This is a genomic window from Chitinophaga sp., from assembly GCF_036569125.1.
In the GTDB taxonomy this organism is placed as follows: domain Bacteria; phylum Bacteroidota; class Bacteroidia; order Chitinophagales; family Chitinophagaceae; genus Chitinophaga.
In genome coordinates, this window is record NZ_DATCRF010000711.1 from 1 (window position 1) to 17,027 (window position 17,027).

Consider the following 17,027-nt stretch of genomic DNA (forward strand, 5'->3'; position numbering starts at 1 on the left):
GCGTAGTGATTATGAATATAAGAACCAGCTGCTCAGGAGCTGCGTAGAGCTGATCATTCACGAAGCATTAAAGATCCAGCCGGCCCGGAACGGGCTAAAGCAAAAAAATGCAGCTACCAGGATCACCCATCTGTTTATGGAATTACTGGAAAGGCAATTCCCGGTAGAAAGCACCGGAGATCCGCTCAGGTTAAGAACTGCGCAGGATTTTGCCGGCGCGCTCTCCGTACACGTAAACTACCTGAACCGGTCCGTAAAGGAAGTTACCGGCAAACCCACCTCTGTACACATAGCGGAACGTATTGCCACAGAAGCAAAGGCCCTTTTGCAGCACAGCAACTGGAGCATTGCCGATATTGCCTATGGCCTGGGCTTTGAATACCCCACCTATTTTAACAACTACTTTAAACGGGTAACCGGCGCTACCCCCAGATCCTTCAGGAAAAGAAAAGTTTGAAAATCATACTTTTTGGTTTGATTCTCTTTTAAAAATGAGCCTCTTTTAATTGAACCTTTGTACCCGTATTGCGGGGCACTGTTTCGTCATTGCGGGAAGCAAAGCAAGTGGATAGTGCGTACGTGCAGCGATGCCCTGCAATAACGGCAATCATTAAACTATTATAAATACAAGCATCATGAAAAAGAGAAAACTGAACGGGTTAGAAGTATCTGCAATTGGCTATGGCTGTATGGGACTGAGTATGGGGTATGGTACTGCCCCGGAAAAAGAAGAAGCTATCCGGCTTATTCACCAGGCCTATGAGCTGGGCTGCACCTTCTTTGATACCGCCGAGCTATATGCAATGGGCGCCAATGAACAGCTGCTGGGTGAAGCATTAAAAGAGATCCGCGGCCAGGTGGTTATTGCAACAAAGTTCTTATTTCAGAAAGACTGGGAAGGCAATTCCGGCACGCGTTTAATGCAGGAGCTCAGGAGCCGCTTAGAGGCTTCTTTGAAAAGATTGGGCACGGACCATGTTGAGCTGTATTACCAGCACAGGGTGAACAAAGATATCCCGGTTGAGGAGATCGCCTACTGCATGGGCGAATTGATCAAAGAGGGCAAGATCCTTGGCTGGGGCCAGTCACAGGCCACGGCAGAAGAAATAAGGCGTGCGCATGCAGTTACACCATTAACCGCTATACAGAACGAATACTCCATTATGGAGCGCACTTCTGAAAAAGAGGTGATCCCCCTGTGCGAAGCGCTGGGCATTGGTTTCGTACCTTTTTCCCCCTTGGCAAACGGATTTTTGTCCGGCAAAGTTGATCCGGAAACCCAATATACCGGGCTGGATGCACGCAGAGTGATCACCCGGTTCGATAAGGATAATATGATCGCCAACCAGCCGCTTTTAAATTTACTGAACCAGTTTGCAGCGGCAAAAAATGCTACAACAGCGCAGATCTCACTGGCATGGATGTTACATAAAAAAGATTTTATAGTGCCCATTCCCGGTTCGAGAAAGCCAGCACGCATTGAAGAAAATCTTGGGGCTGCAGCGGTAACGCTGACTGATGGGGAGTTTGCGGAGATTGAAGCGGCACTTGGAAAAATTGAAATTCATGGTAACCGTACGGATGAAGATATTGCAAAGCTAAGGTCACTTCAATAAAAGCTCAATGATGAAAAAACGAAGGAGGGTGTGCGAGACACCCTCCGATACATCCTCTTTAGTCATTCATTGGTTCCAAACAGGCCTGGTAAAACAATCTGGCCAGTTATAATTGTTATTGCAGAGCTTGATATTTTAGCGTTAGCAATTTTTTTAATAACTTATACCTTCCTTATTAAGTTAAGGAGTATAAGGATAGCTATCATGCTCAGGTATCAACCTGGGCAATTTTAAACTACCCCGCATTATTTTTTATCAATCACCATACATACTACCCCCATGGCAGGGATCTTAACCCTTATACCATTTGTGGCGGCAGCAGCATATGGTTTTAAAGCTGCATAGTTTTCAGGCCCGCCGATCTCACCGGCCGGCCCCTGGCCATTCACCAGTACCTTTCTTGAAAAGTTACCGGCTCCGCCAACCAGCTCATACCAATAGTAACGGCTGCCGGGAATAAAATTCTTGAAGGACAGCTGAACATCCTGTGCTGAAGATGATTTGTTAACCAGGGTAACTGCCGCCTCTCCCGAACTAAAGGTGGATGCATAGGATTCAACATCCGTACTGCCGGAAACCGTTGAATTAATAAAGCGGTCGCCCAGGTAATGCTGAAAAAAATACAGGTAATAAAAAGCAGGCCGCGGCGCCCACCTGGCCTCACCGGAAGCCCCTTCGCCCTGGCTGAACAGGCCATGATCATTCCCGTTATCCCAGCTATTGGCAAGGTCCCAGCGGCTGGCCATACCAAACTTATTCCTGAGTAATTCACCCAGCACCATAACGGCATGAATGCCGCTTACCTGCGATACCATTTGCTGTGAGCCGGTAGCAAAAATATTCCATTCCGTTAGGGCCAGCGGCTTCATGGGAACGCCTGCACTGGCAGCAGAAGCGCTTACATGCTGGATCATTTCTGCCGTTACCGAATGAGCGGATTCCAGGATATCGGCCGGTGAAGAATTGGTTTGATAGGGCGTATAATAGCTGTGCACAATAAAGAAATCTGCGGCATTACCTGCCTGGGCCAGCACCCCTGTATTCCAGGTTTGATCCGTTTGTGTTTGCCAGCTTGCTGCCGGTTTTTCCAGCAGCTGCGCACCTACAAAGATGGTTTTCCCGGTGGCTGCTGCCGCCTTGTGCATGGAATCTGCAAAAACTTTAAAATGCCTGCCATACAGCTCCCCGGTTATCAGCTGCGGCTGCCCGTCTTTATTCTGCGACTGGTCTATCCGGTAGCCTGCCTGCCAGGCGCCGTTGCTTTCATTCCCCACCTCCCAGTATTTCGTACGCCCGTTATCGTAACGCACCCATTCTGCAGCTAAATGTGCTGCTGCAGCTACCGGGTCATTTGCTGTTCCATAACGTGCATAGCTGTAGTTAACGGTGATAATGCCCTGGTTGCCGGTTTGTGCCAGCATGCTATAGTAGTTGCTCAGCGACAGTGTCCAGTCAACCGTGTTGCCGCCATACCAGTATCCTGCATCACTGCTTACCCCATCTGCATTCAGCAGGTTCGCAGGCGCATCGGCCGGCGGGTTGCCGGGAGCCCGGTTCCAGAAATAAACACTGCTGATGTTGCCGCCCGGAAAACGTATAATGCCGGGATGCAGTTTGCTAATATGGCTGAGCAGCGTGGGCTGGTTAACCATCTGCGACATGTATGGATTGCTGTTGTTGCCAAACAGCGCCGGCGATATTTTTGTTACCACCGTGGAGGCATCCAGCGTTACGTTAACAGCGGCGGATGCCGGAATGCCGGTTTCCGTATAAGCGCCTGCGGTAAAGCTTTTGGGCGCCCATTCGTTCAAAAAGAAACCAATCGATTTTGCTGTTTCAGGATCCGGCGGAGTGACCACTTTTGTGGTGACCGTATCCGTATCGGTTTTAGTGCTGTTGCTGCCGGTGGTGCGCTTACTGCACGCAGCAGCCGGCAGCAGCACTGATAAGAGTATCAGCCTTGAAGAAATGCTCATATAACCCTTCTGTTTAAATAAATACCCGTTTTATGCTACTTTATTTTTACTATCCTGAAATTGTCAAAGGCAGCGTTAAACACCTCTACCGGGTCGCTTTCCGTAATAAAGCGGTAGCCAAATGAAACGGACCCGCCTGCGCCCAGCACATCGCCCATAACAGCTGCGCTGGCGCCGGTACCTTCCACACCACTGTCTGCTTTTTTAAAGTTGCTGATGGGTATCGTGATGGTCTGCCATTTGTTACCGGTACCAAAAACCTTGTCGCTGGTACTTTGCCAGGGCATAAAACGGTAAGCAAAGCCGCCATCCCCTTTCAGCCGTATAACGCAAATGCCGGCTTTCCAGTCTTCTTTTGTATTTATTTCAAACTTCAGCGCGTAGTTAGCGGCAGACTCACTCATGACTGCAGCGGTGAACAGGGTCACATCATTGAAATTACCGGAACGGTTACCATTCCACCAGCCGCCATCATTAGCGCCTACCCCGCCAAAAATATTCTGCAGGTAATAGCCGCGTGTACCCGGGAACATACCGGCATCATTGGTTCTGTTGGCGCCCCACCAGGCCCAGTTGAAAACGCCGTTCTCCCCTGCTTCACCTGATGCGGTAAGGTTGCTGATCACATCCCCGCTCTGGTGATCATTTAAAGGACCGTCAGACATCGCTGTTCCATATTTGCCCTTGATCACCAGGCGGCCCGTATCCGTACCCAGGCTGGGCATTACAAATGCCACGCGTGTACCCGCTGCATTCGCATTAAAATCCTGGATCTCCCGGTTGCCTGGCAGTGTAATTTTTTCAATTAACCACAGGCTGGATCCCCACACAATTACCGAATCCCCTGCCAGCGCATTTTCGTTGGAAACCGATTCGATGGACGGTGGAGGAATATCGATCACAAATGCGTAGGAAGTTTGCCCATGCGTGGTAACGATCCGGATGGTATTGGGCACCTTGGGATCTGTTGCCTCTGTAGGCGCATTTGCCGGGATGTTTACGATCAGGTGCGTGGAGGTGTTATAGGTAGGGTTAAAGTATGCGGACACCTCGTTAAAGAAAATACTGGTAATGCCATCCAGGTTTTTACCTGTGATCAGCAGCTGGGTGAAGGGCAACGCTTTTGTAAAAGCACTGTCTACCTTGGATGAATCCAGCAGGCTTACCTTTTCAATAATAGGCGGCCCTGAAACATTATCTTTTTTACAAGCCCCTGCCAGCAGGCAGCCAACGAACAGTGTAAGCATTAACGTTAGCAGCCGGCCCTGGAATATATTTGAATTATAACGTGTCATATAATTGCTTTTAGCTGGTTAAAACTGGTAAGGAACCGGTGGCTTCCTTAAGTTTGGCGCTGCCGACAGCTCGGCCGCAGGATAAGGCAGATAGAAATTGCTTTCCGTTACCGGGTAAAAAGCCGGTACATCAGAGGTGATGGTCCAGGAAGTGGCATTCTGCGCTGCATTGGGCACAATACGGTACGAGCCTTTATCCTGGTTATTCATAATGGAAAGCGCTTTGGCCGGATCAAAATAGTGCAGGCGCACCAGGTCGTACCAGGCCTGCCCTTCCATGGCAAATTCCAGGCGGCGCTCATTATAAATATCATCCAGCGTAATGGTTGTTTTAGCGGCTAAGCCGGCCCGGGTGCGTACGGCGTTAAAATATTTCAGCGCCTGCGCATCGGCCGTAGCGGCCTGGTTAGCCAGCACACCCTCTGCGTAGGTAAGGTAAACATCGGCCAGGCGCAGCATGTAGGTATTCATTTCCGTATGCTGCTGCGTTACCTTTCCATCATTATCCTCGGGGCGGCCTACTACATATTTCTTTACCCATGCCCTGGTATTATAGCGCTCAGTGCCAACGGAGTTCCAGGGTACCTGCAGCTGCTGCGTTATTTTTTTACCGGGATTATTCGGATCGTCTATCTGCTGGGTAATGTAGCTGTAATGATCGCCGGGGTACATAAAGGTTGCCTTGCGCCGCTTATCCAGCACAGAATATTTTTTCATGATGTCGAGCGATGCGCCCAGGTCGCCGCCCCAGCCATCTGCAAAACCCGTGATCTCAGAACCATATGCCAGGAAAGCCTGCACACTGTTCTGGGTGCCCCAGTCGCCATCGTACTTCCATTGCAGGGAAAACAGGCTTTCGGGGTTGTTATTGTTCTTCATCAGGTACAGATCTTCATAGTTACTCATTAAGCTGGCGCCGCTGTTCGTGATTACCCGTTCAGCAAAATACGCTGCGCTGTCAAGATCTGTTTTGCGGCGTGCGCCTGCGCTGGTGCCCACTCCTGCCCTGGTAAGGAACATTTTTGCCAGCATGCCTTCGGCAGACCAGCGGGTGATACGGCCTTTCTGCAGCGGCGCATTAGGCAAATTATCCGCGGCATAATGCAGGTCGCGGATAATAAATTCCCATACGCTTTCCACGGTGTTGCGTGAAATGCTGGTATCATTCAGCAGCGCGTTATTGTTGGTTATTACCGGAACAGGGCCCCAGTTCTGCACCAGGAAGCTGTAGGCAACCGCCCGCATAAAACGGCCTTCTGCAATGCCTGCTTTTTTAACCGTTTCAGAAACGGCAGGGCCTGCATATTTTTCTATATTGTTAATAGCCAGGTTTGACTGTGCTATTACGTTAAAAAAGGAAGTCCAGGAGCTATACACCTCGCCGGTAACATCTGTGGTTTGCAGGCGGATGTTTTCCACCTGGTAAGAGCCCGACATCAGGTTACCGCCCCTGCCATCGCCAATACCATGGGACGCCTTATCATTGTAGGCAAACCATACCACGTTATACAGCGGCGCCGTACCTGCCAGGATCTGATCATCACTTTTATAAAAGTTGGCATCTACGATCGCATCTTCCGGCGGACGTTCCAGGAAGCTTTTGCTGCATCCCGTTAAAATACCCAGCAGCACAAGGTTTATAATTATTAGTCTACGAGTAAGCGTTTTCATTGACCTGATAATTTAAGTTGATTAAAAATCCACCCCAATGTTAAAGGTGTAATACCGGGTAAGCGGATACCTGCCGGCATCTACCCCTATGAACTGGCTGCTCACCTGCACTTCTTTTCCCAGGTAAGCGCCTACTTCAGGATCGTAACCTTTGTATTTGGTGAAGGTGGCCAGGTTCTGCACCCCTGCAGCCAGCCGCACTGCTTTTACAACGTTCTGGGCCCTCAGCCAGCGGGCAGGTATGTTATACCCCAGCTGCACATTCTTGATCCTTACGTAGGAACCATCTTCCACATAGATATCCGTGAAGCGGTTGGCATTGCCATTCACATCCGAGCCTACAATGCGTGGTATATCGGTACCGGGATTCAGCAGGGTTGCTTTATCATCGGCCCCGTTCGATATCCTTGCATAACCAAAGGATTCGCTGAAAAGGTTACGCCCAAGATTAATGTTGTTGGGATTTGCATTCTGGTAACGCAGGTAATTATAAATATCATTTCCCTGTGCACCGGTGATCAGGATGCTCAGATCAAATCCTTTAAAGGCAAAAGCATTTGTAAAGCCAAACGTGAGCTTGGGCCAGGGGTTGCCAATAAAGGTCTGATCCCGGGAATCGATCACGTTATCGCCATTCAGGTCTTTATATTTGCGGTCGCCTACCCAAACGCCGCCATCCCGCTGTACGGGCAGCCTGCTGCCGTCGGATTGTGTGGGTATTGCGCTGTTATTGATCTCGTCCACTGACTTAAAGAGGCCTTCAGAAACGTAGCCATACATGAGCCATGGCGCCTGGCCCACCACAGAGCGCTCTTCAAAATTATCCATATACCAGGCTGATTTCCGGAGGAATGCGTTATCGGAATTTAACTTGGTGATCTTTGTTCTGAAAGAAGAGATATTGAAATTAGTTCTCCAGGAAAAGCCGGCCTTGTTATCGATGTTCACGGTATTCAGGGTAATACCAAAGCCTTTATTCTGCAGGCTGCCGATGTTCACGTTCGGCGCGCCTATGGCTCCTTCCCCGGAAGTACCCATATATGCGGGCAGGCCAAGCGACATCAGGAGGTTATTGGTATGCCTGATGTAATAATCGCCTTCCAGCTGTATGCGGTTCTGTAAAATGCTCAGGTTAAAACCAATGTTCTTGGTTTCGGTAGCCTCCCATTGTATGTTGGCATTACCATATTGCGTAGTACGGAAGCCGGTGCCCAGCGGTGTGGTTACAGGACCCAGCGGCGAGTATTGCCCGCCGCTGCCGTTGTTACCTGTTTTACCCCATTCTGCGCGCAGCTTTAATTCGTTTAAAAAATCGATCCCTTTCATAAAGGATTCTTCCGTAACACGCCAGGCAGCTGATACAGAAGGAAAATATCCCCAGCGGTTGGCCGCCCCGAAGTTGGAGGAAGCATCTGCCCTGCCTGCCAGCTGCAGTATATATTTATTGTCATAGCTGTAGTTAATGCGGCTCAGGTAAGACTCCATGGCCCAGGAGCCTTTAAAGCTGCCGGTTGTTTGCCCCTCCGCATCGCCCAGGTTAAAGGAAGGAATATCGTTGCTCACAAACCCGGTCCTGGTGCCTGAATAACCCTGATAGCTGCCGGATTGCGCTTCATGGCTTACCATAGCGCCTATGCTGTGGCGGCCTATATCCGTATTATACTGTAACAGCTGGTTCAGGTTCCAGTAGTAGTTCTTTGAAGTATTAAAAGACAGGCTTGCTTTTTCATTGCGGATATATCCCAACTGGTAAGTGGGCGTAAATTTGGCGCCTTCCCCGGTTTCAAAGTTGCCATTGAAGCTGCCGCGGAATGTAAGCCCTTTAAGCAGCGTTACTTCTGCACTCAATGAACCCAGGCCGCCTACTTTTTTAAAATCGTTATTAATAAGGTTGGCAATGGCAATGGGATTTACAGGCGCATATTTTGCGTTGCCGCCGTATTCATTTTCAGTAGCGCCGCCCCAGGTGCCATCCGGATTTTTCACCGCTATGTTGGGCGCCAGCGTGATGGCGTTCCGGATCACATCTTCACTGGTGGAGGACAGCTTTTCTTTAGTTTGATAGTAGTTAAGGCTGGAGCTTAGCTTCAGCCATTTAAAAGCCTGGTTATCTAAATTCAGCCTGAAAGAGTAGCGGTTAAATTTAGAGCCGATAGCTACCCCTTCCTGGTTGAAATACTCGCCTGACATATAATACGTGGTATTTGTAAGCCCGCCGCTCATGGTAACCTGGTGCTTTTGCAGGGGGGAGGTTTTAAACATGGCTTCCTGCCAGTTAGTACCTTCTCCCAGCACAGACGGGTTTTTAAAATCCTCATTAGGCGTGCGGTTCAGCTGCGCGGCAATTTCATTATTCATGATGGCAAACTGCTGCAGGTTCAGCGTTGGCAGCGCATCCGGCTTACCCTGTAAGGAGTACATATAGTTATAGCTCACCTTTACCTGCCCTGCTTTACCCCTTTTGGTGGTTACCAGCACCACACCGTTGGTGGCCCTGGACCCGTAAACGGCTGTGGCGGAAGGGCCCTGCAATACTTCCATTGATTCAATATCCGCCGGGTTAATACCTGCCAGCGGGTTAGTGGAGCTGGTATTGCCGTAGCTTACGAGCGCCGGCTGGATCTGCACCCCATCGATCACGTACAGGGGTTCTGTAGTGCCGGAAAGGGAGCTTACCCCACGGATGTTAACGGAAATGCCCCCACCCGGCTGGCCGGAGTTCTGGGTTACATACACACCTGCTGCCCGGCCCTGTAAAGCCTGGTCAATAGTGGTATTCACCGTTCTGTTTATGTCCGTGGAGGAAATAGATACCTGGGCGCTGCTTTGATCTGTTTTCTTCATTTTCCCATAGCCAACCACCACTATATCATTTAGCGTGCTGTAATCTTCTTCCATTACAATGGTTACTGTAGGCGAGCTGCCAACCGTAACATGCGCTTTGGCAAAGCCAATGAAAGAAGCGTCAATTTCCTGACCCGGCTGGGCCAGTATGGCAAACTTTCCCTCCCCATTGGTGGATGCCATAATTTTTGTACCCCGTACTGTAAGGTTTGCCCCCAGGATAGGCTGCCCTGATTTTTTTGAAATAACAGTACCTGTGATCTTGCCGGGGCCATTTTGCTGGCAATACCCGGCCATAGGAAGCATAATAGCCCAGCACCCCAATAGTAGAAGGGAGTACCAGCGTTTTACCCTTGCTTTTGAATGTCTCATACACAAACAGTTAAACAGTTTTGGTTTGGAAATTTTTCTGTCCGGAATTTTGGTTGAATGACAAGACTTGTGGATTTTGGTATAGTTGCCGGCAAAAAGGAAGTGCACGGCCCTACATTTCAGGCATAGCAATCAATTTTCATCGTGGAACCAGTGGTTTATAGTCTGCCTAAAATTATGGCTGTTAATTATGTTTGGGGGGAGTAAAACGTATCTCTATATGGATATAATGTTAAGCAACCGGTATGTTTTGTACAAATGAGGGGTATGTTTGGTTAACCGCCCGGGAATTAATAATTAAGAATTAATAATTAATAATAATGAAGGACAGTTCTTCGCTTGCAACACAAGCCCTGCGATTATTAATTCTTAATTATTCATTATTAATTATTAAGCCTTTTTTCCGCTGCAAAAACAGAGGGCAGCATGTGGAACATTTCCTTAAAATAGCGGGTAAAATATTTAGGATTGTTATAGCCTACCTCATAGGCTACCTCCGCTACGGTCATTTTTGTTTTTTCCAGCAGCTCCGCGGCCCGCTGTAACCGGGTAGAGCGTATGAACTCACCCGGCGTTTTACCCGTAAGCGCAAACAGCTTTTTGTACACGGAAACACGGCTCATGCACATCTCGCGGCTCAGGTCCTCCACTGAAAAATCGGCATTGGAAAGGTTCTTTTCCACCACGGTGATCACCTGGTGAATGAACTTATCATCTACAGACTCGATCTTTAAGGGATGGGTTTTAATATCTACCTGGCGGGCAAAGGTTTTCTTCAGCGCTTTTTGCTGGGTAAGTATATTCCGGATGCGCGACAGCATGATCTCGAAATTAAAAGGCTTTACCAGGTAGTCGGTAGCGCCTGTTTCAAGCGCCTTTAGCTGGTTCTCCTCACTTACCAGCGCGGTGAGCAAAATAACCGGGATATGCCTGGTGCGCTGGTCGGCCTTGATCTTATGGCAAAGCTCAATGCCATCCATTACCGGCATGCTTACATCGCTCACCACCAGGTCGGGGTGAACAGCCAGCGTTTTTTGCCAGCCATTCTTTCCATCTGCAGCTTCTGCTATCTCAAAAAACTCTTTCAGGTTATCTTTCAGGTAAAAGCGGAAATCTTCATTGTCCTCCACGATCAGTATCACCGGCTTTGTGCCGGTGGCCTTATCCTCCGCCACGGCAGCGGAGAAAATGTTGCGGTCTTTTTCCAGGGTTCTTTCTGCTGTGGCAGGGGCTATAGCCGACTGCGTATCTTCCATGATCCGGAAGGGAATGAGGATGGTAAAGCAGCTGCCTTTGTCCACCTCACTTTCCACCTTTATAAGCCCGTTATGCATTTTAATAAATTCGCGGGTAATGGCCAGGCCAATACCGCTGCCCTGGTTCACCAGCGTACCGGGTATCTCACTCTGGAAAAACCGCTCAAAGATCCGGTCCAGCTTATCTTCCGGGATGCCGATGCCGGTATCCTGCACTTTTATTTCCAGCACGGCCTCTGCGCCTTTGATGCTGGCATCTACCTCAACTGACACCTGGCCGTTTTCCGGTGTGAACTTAAAGGCGTTCGACAACAGGTTAAACAGGATGCGTTCTATTTTGTCGTGATCAAAAGGGGTATACAGCCGCTGGCTGATGCTCTTATAGGTAAAGCGGATGTTCTTTTTTTCTGCCAGGTCTGAAAAGGAATAGGATACCTCTTCTATAAACCGGATAATATCATCCGGTACAGGATTCAGCTTCAGCTCATTGACCTCCATTTTCCTGAAATCCATCAGCTGGTTCACCAGGTTAAGCACCCGCCTGCCATTGCGGTGTATCAGCTCTAATTGTGCTCTTTCCTCATCGCTGCCTGCATTCTTAATAAATTTTTCCAGCGGCGTAAGGATCAGGGAAAGCGGTGTGCGGAACTCATGGCTTACATTGGTAAAAAATTTTATTTTCATGAGGTCCAGGTCGTGCAGGCGCTGTGCTTCCAGGCGCTCCTGGGCCAGGGCAAAGCGTGCATGCGCCCTGCGGATGGTGAGCCGCCTGGCGATGAAAAGCACCACAACGGCAAAAACAATGTAGCAGAGGTAAGCCAGCGGCGTTTTCCAGAACGGCGGCAAGATGGTGATCTGTAAACGGATGCCTTCATTATTCCATACCCCATCCTCATTGGCAGCTTTTACATGCAGCACATAGGTGCCGGGATCCAGGTTGGTATAGGTTGCGCGCCGGGTGGTGGCATCGCTGAAAAGCCAGTCTTTATTAAACCCTTCCAGCCGGTAAGCATATTTATTCTTACCGGTATTGATATAGCTGAGCGCTGCAAAATCTACAGAAAAATCGTTTTGATTGTATTTGAGCACTATTTGCTTAGTGGTGGCAATAGCTTCTTTGAGAATAATACGCTTGCCGGTCTTTTGATTAATGCCCACGGCTTTATTAAATACCTGCAGGCCGGTGAACACAATGGCAGGCGGGGTATTATTGCGGCCAATAGTTGCCGGGTTAAACAGGTTAAAACCATTGGCGCCGCCAAACACTAATTCACCGGAAGCGGTGCGGAACCCGGCATTATCATTAAATACATTTCCCTGCAGGCCATCTGCCTCATCAAAATTCCGGCAGGAAACCGTGATATTAGGCGGATGGTTTTGCACGCTTATTTTGCTAAGGCCATTCGCGGTGCAAACCCATAAGCAATGCTCCTTATCTTCCACAATGGAAAAAATGGTATTATCCGGTAAACCATCTGCTACCTTAAAAGCTTTAAAGGTTTGGGATTGCTCATCAAATACACAAAGCCCTTCCCGGGTGCCTATCCACATCAGGCCCCTGCTGTCGCGGAGCATGGCATTTACATTATCGTTGCTGAGCTTATGCGTGCTGCTTAAAAAGTGTATAAAGCTGCCTTTTGCCTTATCAAACAGGTCAATGCCGTAGGCCGTGCCTATCCACAGGTTACCGCCCCGGTCTTCCGCTAATGCGGAGATAAAATTGGAGTGGATGGAATTTGGCATGTCTACCTTATTATGATAGAACATCTTTTTTTCACGGTCAAAGCGGTCAAGCCCGCCGCCCAGCGTGCCTACCCATAAATTATGCTGGCTATCCTCGTAGATCTCCCAAACGCTGTTATCAGCAAGGCTATGCGGGTCTGCATCATTGTGCCGGTAATGGGTGAACTTTCCATTTTCATAACAATCCATGCCGCCATAAAAATAACCGATCCAGAGTTTATCCTGCCGGTCGAGGTACAGGCTCACCACTACATCCGTACTAATGCTGTTATCATTATCCTGCTGATGGCGGTAGCTGGTAAAGCGGTTTTCCCGGCGGTCGTAATACATTAACCCTCCCCCGTTGGTACCGATCCAGAGATTGCCTTTTTTATCTTCTGTAAAACAATTAACATCATCGTACTCCGGGCCATTTACGCCCGGCTGCTTCCGGTGAAAGTGCCGGAACCTTGCCAGACTTTCTGCATAATAGCTGATACCGGTTTTAAAGGTGCCGGCCCACATAATGCCCACATCATCTTTATACAGGCAGTACACGGCATTTTCTCCCAGGCTGCTTTTATCATCATCCCGGTGCGTAATAAAAGTGCTGCTGAAATCTTTTTTGTTGATGATGTTGATGCCGCCATGATCTGTTCCTATCCAGATAAGACTGTCGTTATATTGTGAGATCGTACGTACGAGATCGTTATTCAGGATGTTATTCTTTTTAGAAAGCTGGCGCAGCGCGCCTGTGGCGGGGTTTAAATAGGTTACGCCGGTGCCGGCTGAGTATATCCAGATACCATCCTGCGCATCGTTAAACAGGCTTAAAGCAGCTGTTTTGCCGCCCAGCAGGTCCCGCACGGCTGTGGAGCGGTAGGTGATACGGGCGGTTGCCGGATCTATTTTTTCAATGCTGCCATTATCATACAGCAGCACCAGCCGGCCCCCTGCATCGGTTCTCATGTCTGCAATTTTGCCGGGATGATGCAGCTTTATTTTACGGCTGCTGCCCTGCCGGTTTACCCGGTATAATCCCGAATCAGCGTGTGCAAACCAGTAATCGCCGCCTGCTTCTGCAATAAAAAGCACTCCAAAGGTGGGCATGCCCCGCTGATACAGCCAGGATGATGCATTGGTAAAAGTTTCTGTACGCGGATCATAAAAGTTATTGCCATTCCTGGTTTGTACAAAAAGCTGCTCCCCCGGCGCAGGTGATATGGCAATAATGTATTCATCTGTGATGCTGAGTGAATCGGCTGCATTGTGGTGAAATACTTTACAGGAATACCCATCATACCGGTTTAGCCCGTTCATAGTACCAAACCACATGAATCCCATTTTGTCTTTGTAAATGCAGTTTATCTGGTTACTGGAAAGCCCCTGTCCTATACCGATAGAATTAAACCGGTAATTGAACTGGCGGGCATAGGAAACCTGTGAGCTGACAAAGAAGAGGATTATAAAGCACAATCGTGGAAACATGCAGTCAAACGAGATTTTGGTCAATAACAAGTCGTACGTGGAGGAAGATGGTTGTTCATTATTACTGTTCTGTTCTGTTACTCTCTACGTGCGATCGGTATGATAAATGACTATGTGGAACCCTGGCAACCATGCTGTTATGTACCTGCATGGAACGTTTGCCAAATAATAAATAAAATATTCATTCCTCCCTGTAAGGAAAGGTAAGTTTTTTCCCCCTTTATTACAACAAACTGCTAAAACGCTGCTAATTCTTTTTACGTTTCTTATCCGCTGCCTGCTGCAGCTCATGCGGCAAAGGCGCTGCATTGGCTTTCCGCTGGTTATCAGCTGCCCCGGTAACAATTTCCCCGCGGCTGTAAGTTTCCTTTATCATGGCCCCGTCCTCATCATACAGGCGCCATTCACCGTGGCGTACGGAGTTGCCTTTGCGCACCACCTCAACCCGGGATTCTTCCTGGGTAACAGGGTCTATTACCAGCACGGTATCTATTTCCCCTTCAATATCCATGGCCAGCATATTACCGGCGGCACTGAGCTTGCCGTTGTCGTAAAAGTATTTGCAGGGGCCATCCAGCACCCCGTTATGGAAAGTTTCTTCTGCAATAAGATCGCCGGTAACGTTATACTTTCTCCAGATGCCTTCCTTACGGTCTGTCTTATACACGCCTTCCCAGCTGTAGCCGGGCTCTCCGCGCAAAGGCTCCACCTGCTCAACCCAGGGGCCCTGCTTGCGTTTCTTGGCATCCCGCTGGTTGGTTGTTTGGGCCTGTGCAAACAGCGCAAAACAGCTAACAGCGATAAGCAGCATGATCTTTTTCATAGGTTCCTGGTTTATGTTCGTACGCAAAATAACAATTTAGACCAGCTTAACCAATAACACGGATATGTACGTAAAAAGGGGTTGATAATGATGTTGTTATAAACCGCCTTTCTTTTGCGCGGTTAATTCAGTGGGCGTATAACCAAAATGCTTTTTAAAAATGAAGGTAAAATGCGAGAGGTTCTCAAAGCCCGCCTCCACATATACTTCGGAAGGTTTTTTCTTTTGTTCGCTGAGCTGGTAATGGGCCAGCTCCAGCCGCTTTTGCGTAAGCCATTTCTGCGGGGTTGTGTGAAACAGGTTCTTAAAATCACGTTTAAAAGTGGTAAGGCTGCGCCCGGTGAGGTAGCCGAATTTATCCATGGTCATATTGAACATATAGTTCTGCTCCATAAAGCCGGCCAGATCTATTTTGCCCGGCTTATCAAAATTCGCCAGCAAACCATCAATATGCTTATCAATTAAACGAAGGATGTTAACGGCTTCTTCAATTTTTATAGTGATCAGGTTTTCCGGCACCGGCACTTTCAGATCAAAATAAGGCAGCATGGATGCCAGGCAATTTTCCAGCAGCGGATGCTTATCAAAAATGCGGATCTTATGCGGGTATACCTGCCCCGGTACTGGTTTGTTCCTGGCATAAAAATCCTGCAGGCGCTTTATGGTAAAATGCATGGCAATGGCCTTATGCGGCAAGCCGTTCTTTGCATAATTGATGTTGGTGGCCAGCTGGTTGCGCGGGAATAAAAAGATATCGCCGGCTTTGAATATATACGTACTATCCGCCAGCACGATCTTTGTTTCACCTGAAATGATCCATACCAGGGAATGATGTTCCAGCTGCACTTCTGCCCTGAAAGTTTTTTCTTCTATACAGGACAGCTTAATATCGGTGCTTAAATAACGCGTTTTATCAATCATAACAGATCTGCTGCTAAGCTACAAAAAACAAAGGGCTTGCGAATGCCTGATTTCATGCTACGGCGCCCGTAATGGTTAGCGCCGGGGCTAACCATTTACAGGGCAGATTTCATTCTGCCGTAAACGTTAGCCCGGCCAGCTCCTCGCTCAGTGTCCATAACCTGGCTGCATTTGCTGCGTTTACAGAATAAGGCATTACCCCACGCAGTGTTGATGGCTCGTTATATTGATGCTCAATATTGCCCAGGTCCGGCTCCGCTACATCTGCATTCTCACAATACACACCGCCAATGTTGTTTAACAGCGGGCTGGTAGCGCACCAAAGCGTGGTGGCGGCTCCCTGCGGGATGGTCTTTAGCTTTTTTGCTACTTCCGGGAAAATATTTCCATCGGCATCAAACATGCCCATTTGCTGGAACAGCGCTATGGGCGCATCCCTTCCCAGGTCGGTGCCATTTACTGAACCGGGGTGCAGTGAATAGGCCCGCACACCAAAGGCCTGCCCGCGGCGGTCCAGCTCCACGGCAAAAAGGTTGTTGGCGGTTTTAGACTGTCCGTAAGCGGATAGTGTTTCATATTCCCGTTGCTCAAAATTTGGATCCTCAAAATTAAATGGCGATATCTGGTGCCCATAGGACGATACATTGACCACCCTTGCGCCCCCGGCCTTTTTCAGGGCAGGCCAAAGGCGTGCGGTGAGCTGGAAATGCCCCAGGTGATTGGTAGCTAATTGTGATTCATACCCCCGTGCATCGCGCTGTAAAGGCACCCACATTATACCTGCATTATTAATGAGTAAATGCAGCGGGCTGCCGGTAGCCAGGAACTGATCCGCAAAAGCATCGATCGATACCGGGTCCATGAGGTCCATTACTTCAATGCTCACCTGCGCTATGCCTGCCAGGTTCTTTGCGGCCTTGTTACGGTCGCGCGCAGGCACTATTACCCTGGCGCCGGCTGCTGCCAGCTTGCTTACCGTTTCCAGTCCTATGCCGGCATAACCACCGGTTACAATGGCTGTTTTGCCGCGAAGGTCTATACCC

The 17,027-nt window shown here is 48.9% G+C and carries 10 protein-coding genes; 2 read left to right on the plus strand and 8 right to left on the minus strand.

Annotated elements, in window-relative coordinates; genetic code table 11:
- Positions 1 to 457: helix-turn-helix domain-containing protein (locus tag VIM87_RS26385; protein WP_331999881.1), on the plus strand; the 457-nt coding region annotated here is incomplete at its 5' end.
- 178 nt (positions 458 to 635) lie between these two features.
- Positions 636 to 1,616 carry an aldo/keto reductase gene (locus VIM87_RS26390; RefSeq protein ID WP_331999882.1) on the plus strand — a complete coding sequence of 327 codons (981 nt, stop codon included), beginning with the start codon at positions 636 to 638 and terminating at the stop codon, positions 1,614 to 1,616.
- A 245-nt stretch (positions 1,617 to 1,861) separates the two neighbouring features.
- On the opposite strand, the gene VIM87_RS26395 is transcribed toward VIM87_RS26390, so the two are convergent.
- From VIM87_RS26395 to VIM87_RS26430, 8 genes are all read right to left on the minus strand, one after another.
- A complete protein-coding gene (locus VIM87_RS26395; RefSeq protein ID WP_331999883.1) occupies positions 1,862 to 3,592 on the minus strand; it encodes an alpha-L-arabinofuranosidase in 1,731 nt (576 codons plus the stop codon).
- Between the two features lie 35 nt (positions 3,593 to 3,627).
- Positions 3,628 to 4,887 (minus strand): glycan-binding surface protein, encoded by a 1,260-nt coding sequence (locus VIM87_RS26400; protein ID WP_331999884.1) that lies wholly within the window; start codon positions 4,885 to 4,887, stop codon positions 3,628 to 3,630.
- An 18-nt stretch (positions 4,888 to 4,905) separates the two neighbouring features.
- Positions 4,906 to 6,519, minus strand: coding sequence for a RagB/SusD family nutrient uptake outer membrane protein (locus VIM87_RS26405; RefSeq protein WP_331999885.1), 1,614 nt, complete (start codon positions 6,517 to 6,519; stop codon positions 4,906 to 4,908).
- Positions 6,520 to 6,579: 60 nt separating this feature from the next.
- Complete coding sequence (locus VIM87_RS26410; protein WP_331999886.1) at positions 6,580 to 9,774, minus strand: TonB-dependent receptor; 3,195 nt, start codon at positions 9,772 to 9,774, stop codon at positions 6,580 to 6,582.
- Between the two features lie 383 nt (positions 9,775 to 10,157).
- The gene (locus tag VIM87_RS26415) at positions 10,158 to 14,240 is read right to left on the minus strand and encodes a hybrid sensor histidine kinase/response regulator transcription factor (protein WP_331999887.1); all 4,083 of its coding nucleotides are present in this window, start codon (positions 14,238 to 14,240) and stop codon (positions 10,158 to 10,160) included.
- A gap of 247 nt (positions 14,241 to 14,487) precedes the next feature.
- A complete protein-coding gene (locus VIM87_RS26420; protein WP_331999888.1) occupies positions 14,488 to 15,063 on the minus strand; it encodes a hypothetical protein in 576 nt (191 codons plus the stop codon).
- 96 nt (positions 15,064 to 15,159) lie between these two features.
- Complete coding sequence (locus VIM87_RS26425) at positions 15,160 to 15,984, minus strand: AraC family transcriptional regulator (RefSeq protein ID WP_331999889.1); 825 nt, start codon at positions 15,982 to 15,984, stop codon at positions 15,160 to 15,162.
- A gap of 109 nt (positions 15,985 to 16,093) precedes the next feature.
- The coding region (locus VIM87_RS26430; RefSeq protein WP_331999890.1) for an SDR family NAD(P)-dependent oxidoreductase at positions 16,094 to 17,027 on the minus strand (934 nt) is incomplete at its 5' end.